Origin of the sequence: Streptomyces sp. RP5T, assembly GCF_003933965.1 — a bacterium.
Classification (GTDB): Bacteria; Actinomycetota; Actinomycetes; order Streptomycetales; family Streptomycetaceae; genus Streptomyces.
In genome coordinates, this window is sequence record NZ_RSAJ01000497.1 from 1 (window position 1) to 6,167 (window position 6,167).

General features: G+C 73.1%; 6 protein-coding genes. 2 read left to right on the forward strand and 4 right to left on the reverse strand.

Annotation, left to right across the window (positions count from 1 at the left end; genetic code table 11):
• A partial coding sequence (locus EHS43_RS34480; RefSeq protein WP_125194579.1) for a ribonuclease catalytic domain-containing protein occupies positions 1 to 1,072 on the reverse strand: 1,072 nt, incomplete at its 3' end.
• A gap of 63 nt (positions 1,073 to 1,135) precedes the next feature.
• On the opposite strand from EHS43_RS34480, the gene yaaA reads away from it, so the two are divergent.
• Positions 1,136 to 1,918 (forward strand): peroxide stress protein YaaA, encoded by a 783-nt coding sequence (gene yaaA, locus EHS43_RS34485; protein ID WP_125194580.1) that lies wholly within the window; start codon positions 1,136 to 1,138, stop codon positions 1,916 to 1,918.
• A gap of 63 nt (positions 1,919 to 1,981) precedes the next feature.
• Positions 1,982 to 2,620, forward strand: coding sequence for a bifunctional 4-hydroxy-2-oxoglutarate aldolase/2-dehydro-3-deoxy-phosphogluconate aldolase (gene eda / locus EHS43_RS34490; RefSeq protein WP_125194581.1), 639 nt, complete (start codon positions 1,982 to 1,984; stop codon positions 2,618 to 2,620).
• Here eda and EHS43_RS34495 read toward each other — a convergent pair.
• Genes EHS43_RS34495 through EHS43_RS34505 form a run of 3 tightly spaced genes read right to left on the reverse strand, consistent with a single transcriptional unit; the run spans position 2,603 to position 5,838 of the window.
• The gene (locus EHS43_RS34495) at positions 2,603 to 4,237 is read right to left on the reverse strand and encodes a bifunctional RNase H/acid phosphatase (protein ID WP_125194582.1); all 1,635 of its coding nucleotides are present in this window, start codon (positions 4,235 to 4,237) and stop codon (positions 2,603 to 2,605) included. The two genes, eda and EHS43_RS34495, sit on opposite strands and share 18 nt — an antisense overlap.
• 12 nt (positions 4,238 to 4,249) lie before the next feature.
• The gene (locus tag EHS43_RS34500; RefSeq protein WP_125194584.1) at positions 4,250 to 4,993 is read right to left on the reverse strand and encodes a zinc ribbon domain-containing protein; all 744 of its coding nucleotides are present in this window, start codon (positions 4,991 to 4,993) and stop codon (positions 4,250 to 4,252) included.
• Positions 4,990 to 5,838 (reverse strand): Nif3-like dinuclear metal center hexameric protein, encoded by an 849-nt coding sequence (locus tag EHS43_RS34505; protein WP_125194583.1) that lies wholly within the window; start codon positions 5,836 to 5,838, stop codon positions 4,990 to 4,992. Before EHS43_RS34505 ends, EHS43_RS34500 begins: the two co-directional genes overlap by 4 nt.
• Positions 5,839 to 6,167 lie beyond the last annotated feature (329 nt).

Genomic DNA, 6,167 nt, shown 5'->3' on the forward strand with positions numbered 1-6,167 from the left:
TCTCCGAGGCGTAGCGGTCGGCCAGGCGTCGCAGCGGGGCGGTGCAGTGGGCGTAGGGGGCGGCCACCGCCGCGTGGGTGGTGATGTCCGGCAGGACCCCGTCCCGGAAGACCGTGTATCCGGCGCCCCGCAGCAGCGTCGTGCACTCCTGGAGGAAGGCCGCGTGGGAAGGGGTCCCCGGGTCCAGGGAACGGATCAGCGCCGCGTACGACACGTGGTGCGGCCAGTCGATGTGCAGGGCCTGGGCGGTGCGGCGCAGGCGGCCCACCGCGCCGTCGGGGGCGGCGGGGAGCGTGCGGAGCACACCCGTGCCGTACGCGAGCATCAGCTCCGCCGCCGCCATGCCCGTGAGCAGGGAGATCTGGGCGTTCCAGCCGTCGGCGGGCACACCTGCGCGGTACGTGAGCTCGTACGTGCCGTTCCGCTCGACCACCTCCTGCTCGGGGACCCGCAGGGAAATGCCGCCGCGCTCGACCTCCAGCCGCTCGCGCAGCGCACCGACCTCGCCGAGCAGACGCAGCGGCTCCTCGGCCGTACCCGAGTCGACCGCCCGCTGCACGCCCTCGTAGTCGAGTCTGGCCCGGCTGCGGACCAGGGCGCGGCGGACGTCGGCCGCAGTCGTACGGCCTTCCGCGTCGAGGTCGATCGTCCACAGGGCGGCAGGGCGGACCTGGTCCGGGAGGAGGCTGGCGGCACCCTCGCTGAGCAGCGGCGGGTGCAGGGGGACCCGGGTGTCCGGGAAGTAGAGGGTCAGCACGCGGCGGTGGGTCTCCGCGTCCAGGGCCGATCCGGGGTCCACGAACGCGGCGACGTCGGCGATGGCGTACCGCAGGCGGTAGCCGGTGCCGCGGCGGGCGAGGTGCATCGCCTGGTCGAGGTCGGTGGAGGCGGGCGGGTCGATGGTGAAGAGGGGGACGTCGGTCGCGTCGGCGTGCGCCCCCGGCCGAGGGGGACGTTCGGCCTCCGACAGGGCCTCGGGCGGGAAGTCCGAGGGCACCCCGAGTTCGGTGCGCAGGGCGGCGAAGGCGGCCCGGAGCGGGACGTCGGTCACACGTATGCGGCGGCGCGGCATACAGCGAGGGTAAGCAGATCGGGCCCCGTACGCTGTCCGGAGCTCAACAGAAGGAGATGTTCCGTGCTGGTCCTGCTGCCTCCCTCCGAAGGCAAGGCGTCCTCCGGTCGTGGCGCCCCGCTGAAGCTGGAGTCGCTGTCGTTGCCGGGGTTGAACGAGAGCCGGGAGGCCGTCCTCGACGCGCTCGTCGAGCTGTGCGCCGGGGACGAGGAGAAGGCGCGCGAGGTGCTCGGACTGAGCGAGGGGCTGCGGGGCGAGGTCGCGAAGAACACCGGGCTCAGGACCGCGGGGGCGCGGCCCGCCGGGGAGATCTACACGGGTGTCCTCTACGACGCCCTCGACCTGGCTTCCCTCGACGCCGCCGCGAAGAGGCGTGCGGGGCGTTCCCTCCTCGTGTTCTCGGGGCTGTGGGGTGCGGTCCGGCCCACCGACCGGATTCCGTCGTACCGCTGCTCGATGGGGGTCAGGCTGCCGGGGCTCGGGGCGCTGGGCGCGCACTGGCGTACGCCGATGGCCTCCGTCCTCACCGAGGCCGCCGGGGACGGGCTCGTGCTCGATCTGCGGTCCTCCGCGTACGCGGCCGCGTGGAAGCCCAAGGGTGAGGTCGCGGGGCGGACGGCGACCGTGCGGGTGCTGCACGCGCCGACCCGGAAGGTCGTCAGCCACTTCAACAAGGCGACGAAGGGGCGGATGGTGCGGAGTCTGCTGTCGGCGGGGGTCGCCCCGAAGGGCCCGGCCGAGCTGGTGGAGGCGCTGCGGGACCTCGGGTACGTGGTGGAGGCTGCGGCGCCCGTGAAGGCCGGGCAGGCGTGGGCGCTGGATGTGCTGGTGGACGAGATCCACTGACCTGTCGTTGCAGAGAGTGCAACACCCTTTGCGCACAGCGCACCGCCTCGGCAGGATGACGCCATGGCCTTCTCCTCGCACGCCTCGCTGCTCGACATCGCGCCCGTCGTCCCCGTCGTCGTCCTCGCGAACGCCTCCGACGCCGTACCTCTCGCGCGCGCCCTGGTCGCCGGGGGACTGTCCGCGATCGAGGTGACACTGCGGACGCCGGCCGCGCTCGACGCGATCCGCGCGATCGCCGAGGAGGTGCCGGACGCGGTGGTCGGCGCCGGGACCGTCATCACGCCCGAGCAGGTGCGGGAGTCGGTGGCGGCCGGCGCGCGCTTTCTCGTCAGCCCGGGCTGGACGGACGTACTCCTGGAGGCGATGCGGGGGTCCGGGGTGCCGTTCCTGCCGGGGGTGTCGACGACCTCGGAGGTCGTGGCGCTGCTGGAGCGGGGGGTGCGGGAGATGAAGTTCTTCCCGGCGGAGGCGGCCGGCGGCACGGCCTATCTGAGGTCGCTGTCCGGGCCGTTGCCGCAGGCGCGGTTCTGCCCCACGGGCGGCATCGGGGCCGGGAACGCCCCCGACTATCTGTCCCTGCCCAACGTCGGCTGTGTGGGCGGGACTTGGATGCTTCCGGCGGACGCGATCGCCGCGCGGGACTGGGAGCGGGTCGAGAGGCTGGCCCGGGATGCCTCGCAGCTACGGCCGCAGGTATGACGTGTCGTTGAGGAGCCGCACGCTCGCGTTGCCGTCGGCGTAGTACGCGACCACCGACATGGACGCCGCCGACAGTTCCATGCGGAACAGGGACTCGGGCGGGGCTCCGAGGGCCAGGCGTACGAAGGTCTTGATCGGGGTGACGTGGGTGACGAGCAGGACCGTGCGGCCCGCGTACGCCGCCACGAGCCTGTCCCTGGTCGCCGCGATCCTCGTCGCCGTGGCCGCGAAGCTCTCGCCGCCGCCGGTGGGTTCGGCCTCGGGGTCGGCGAGCCACTTGGTCAGGTCGTCGGGGTAGCGCTCGCGCACCTCGCCGAAGGTGAGGCCCTCCCAGGCGCCGAAGTCGGTCTCGATGAGGCCGTCCTCGACAGTGACCTCGATACCGAGCCGGTCGGCCACGGCGGCGGCGGTCTCCCGGGTCCGGGCCAGGGGCGAGGCGAGGATGTGCTGGATCGTGCCCCGTGCGGCCAGCGCCTCGGCCGCCCTTCTGGCCTGCTCCCTGCCGATCTCGGAGAGGGAGGGGTCCGTACCGCCGCTTCCCGAGAACCGCTTCTGGGGCGTGAGCGGGGTCTCCCCGTGCCGCAGGAGCACGAAGGTGGCCGGAGCGCCCATGTCGGCCGGGGCCCAGCCGGGACTCGCCACGGCCTTGGCCGCCCGCACGTCGGCCTGGGCACCGGCAGCGGACAGGCGTCCGGCGGAAGTGGTCGGCTTCTCGGCGGGAGGGGCCGACGTCTCCGCGGCAGCAGACGGCTTCCCCGCGGCAGCAGACAGCTTCCCCGCGGAAGCGGTCGGCTTCCCTGCGGCAGCAGACCGCTTCCCCGCGGCAGCGGTCGGCTTCCCTGCGGAAGCGGTCGGCGTCTCTCCGGGAACGGACAGGCGCCCGACGGCGGTGGACGGCTTCCCGCCCGCAGGGGCCGACGTCTCCGCGGCAGCGGTCGGCTTCCCCGCGGCAGCAGACGGCTTCCCCGCGGCAGCGGTCGGCGTCTCCGCGGAAGCGGTCGGCGTCTCCGCGGAAGCGGTCGGCGTCTCCGCGGAAGCGGTCGGCGTCTCTGCGGGAACGGACAGGCGCCCGACGGCGGTGGACGGCTTCCCGCCCGCAGGGGCCGACGTCTCCGCGGCAGCGGACCGCTTCCCCGCGGCAGCGGACAGACGGCCGGCGTCGGCGGTCGGCGTCTCCGCCGCAGGCGACAGCTTTCGTACCGAACTCGCCGACGCCCCCGAATCCATTGCCTCGTTCGCCAGCCGGTCCGCGTGCTTGTTCTGCTCGCGCGGGATCCACTCGTACGTGACCCGCCCCGGCGGGAAGATCCGCCCCGCCTCCAGGGCGAGCGGCTTCATGTCGGGGTGCTTGATCTTCCAGCGGCCCGACATCTGTTCCACGACGAGCTTGGAGTCCATGCGGACATGGACGCGGGCCGAGGGGTCCAGGTCGTGCGCGGCGCGCAGGCCCGCCAACAGCCCCCGGTACTCGGCGACGTTGTTGGTGACGATGCCGAGGTATTCGTACGTCTCGACCAGCGTCTCCCCCGTCGCCGCGTCCAGCACCACGGAGCCGTAGCCGGCCGGCCCGGGGTTGCCCCGCGAGCCGCCGTCCGCCTCGACGATGAACTCCCGCACGCCCGCCGCCGCTTACAGGCCGGACTCGGACGTGCGCACCAGGATGCGGCGGCAGTTCTCGCAGCGCACCACGGTGTCGGGCGCGGCCGCGCGGATCTCGTTGATGTCGGTGATGGCGAGCTCCTGGCGGCAGCCCTGGCAAGTGCGCTGGTACAGCTTGGCCGCGCCGATGCCGCCCTGCTGCTCACGGAGCTTGTCGTACAGCTTGAGCAGGTCGGCCGGGACGGAGGCGGCGATGACCTCGCGCTCCTTGGTCACCGAGGCGATCTCGCCGTCGAGGGTCTCGAAGGCCGCGTCCCGGCGGGCGGTCGCGTCCTCGATCTTCGACTGGACGGAGGCGACGCGTCCGGTCAGCTCGGTCACCCGCTCCTGCGCGGACTCCAGGCGCTCCATGACCTCCAGGACGACGTCCTCCAGGTCGCCCTGGCGCTTGGCGAGCGAGGTGATCTCGCGCTGGAGGTTCTCCAGGTCCTTGGGCGAGGTCACGGCACCGGAGTCCAGGCGCTGCTGGTCGCGGGCGGCGCGCTGGCGCACCTGGTCCACGTCCTGCTCGGCCTTGGTCTGCTCGCGGGCGGTGTCGCTCTCCTCGGTCTGCGCGGCGACGAGCAGGTCGCGCAGCTGGGTGGCGTCCTTGGTGAGCGCCTCGATCTCGGCGTGCTCGGGCAGCGACCGGCGCTTGTGCGCGAGCTGCTGGAGGCGGACGTCGAGGTCCTGGACGTCGAGGAGTCGGATCTGGTCGGCGGGCGCGGCGTTCAGTTGGGGGCTCCAGGTGAAGGGGAGTGGCTGGTCCAGGGGTCGGTGACCGTCTTGGAGACGTGCACGCGCAGGTTCCAGCCGTGGCGGTCGGAGATCTCGTCGAGCTGGGCGGCGGCCAGCTCGCACCAGGGCCACTCGGTGGCCCAGTGCGCCGCGTCGAGCAGCGCGAGGGGACTGTGGGTGCGATCCGCGATGAATTCTGACACCGGGTGGTGGCGCAGGTCCGCGGTGAGGAAGGCGTCGACACCGGCCGCGCGGACGTGGTCGAAGAGGCTGTCGCCGGAGCCGCCGCTGACGGCGACCGTGCGGACGGTGGCCTCGGGGTCGCCGGCGACGCGGATGCCCTGGACGGTGGCCGGGAGGCGTTCGGCGGCGCGCGCGGCGAGTTCGCGGACGGTCGTCGGGGGGTCGAGCTCGCACACCCGGCCGAGCCCGCGGCGCCCTTCCGGGTCCGTCGGGTCCGGCACCAGCGGCCGTACGACCCTGAGGTCGAGCGCGCCCGCGAGGGCGTCCGAGACGCCCGGGTCGGCGCTGTCGGCGTTGGTGTGGGCCACGTGCAGCGCGATGTCGTTCTTGATGAGGGTGTGGACGACCCGGCCCTTGAAGTGCGAGGCCGCCACGGTCGTCGTACCGCGCAGGTAGAGGGGGTGGTGGGTGACCAGCAGGTCCGCGCCCAGCTTCACCGCCTCGTCGACGATCTCCTGGACCGGGTCCACGGCGAAGAGGACCCGCTCGACCTCCTGGTCGGGTTCGCCCACGACGGTACCGACCGCGTCCCAGGACTCGGCCCGCTCGGCGGGCCACAGGTTCTCCAGCGCGGCGATGACTTCAGACAGACGGGGCACGGGGAAAGGCTACCTGCCTGGTCCGCCCCGCTGAACCTGTGCGTCGACCGACGGGAACCCGTGCCCCGTCGAGCACAGTCGCCTCGGTTTCCTCAGGCGAATCGTTCCTGGGCCACACCTTTGTGTGAAGCGGAAGCCCGCCCGTCCCACGACTGTGCGTGCGAAAACTACCTTCGTCGCTGGAGGTGACCGGACGATGACTGCCTGTGCCATCGAACCCGCGGCGGCGAACGAGGAGAACGCGGACGGGGAGAACGGGGACCGGGTGAACGGGGACGGGGAGACCTCGCGGCCGGAGGGCGCGATCGCGGAGGACGACGGGACCGGGG

Excerpts from the sequence above, each read along its gene's own strand:
- eda (WP_125194581.1), top strand. The coding sequence starts at position 1,982 with ATGGCCTTCTCCTCGCACGCCTCGCTGCTCGACATCGCGCCCGTCGTC.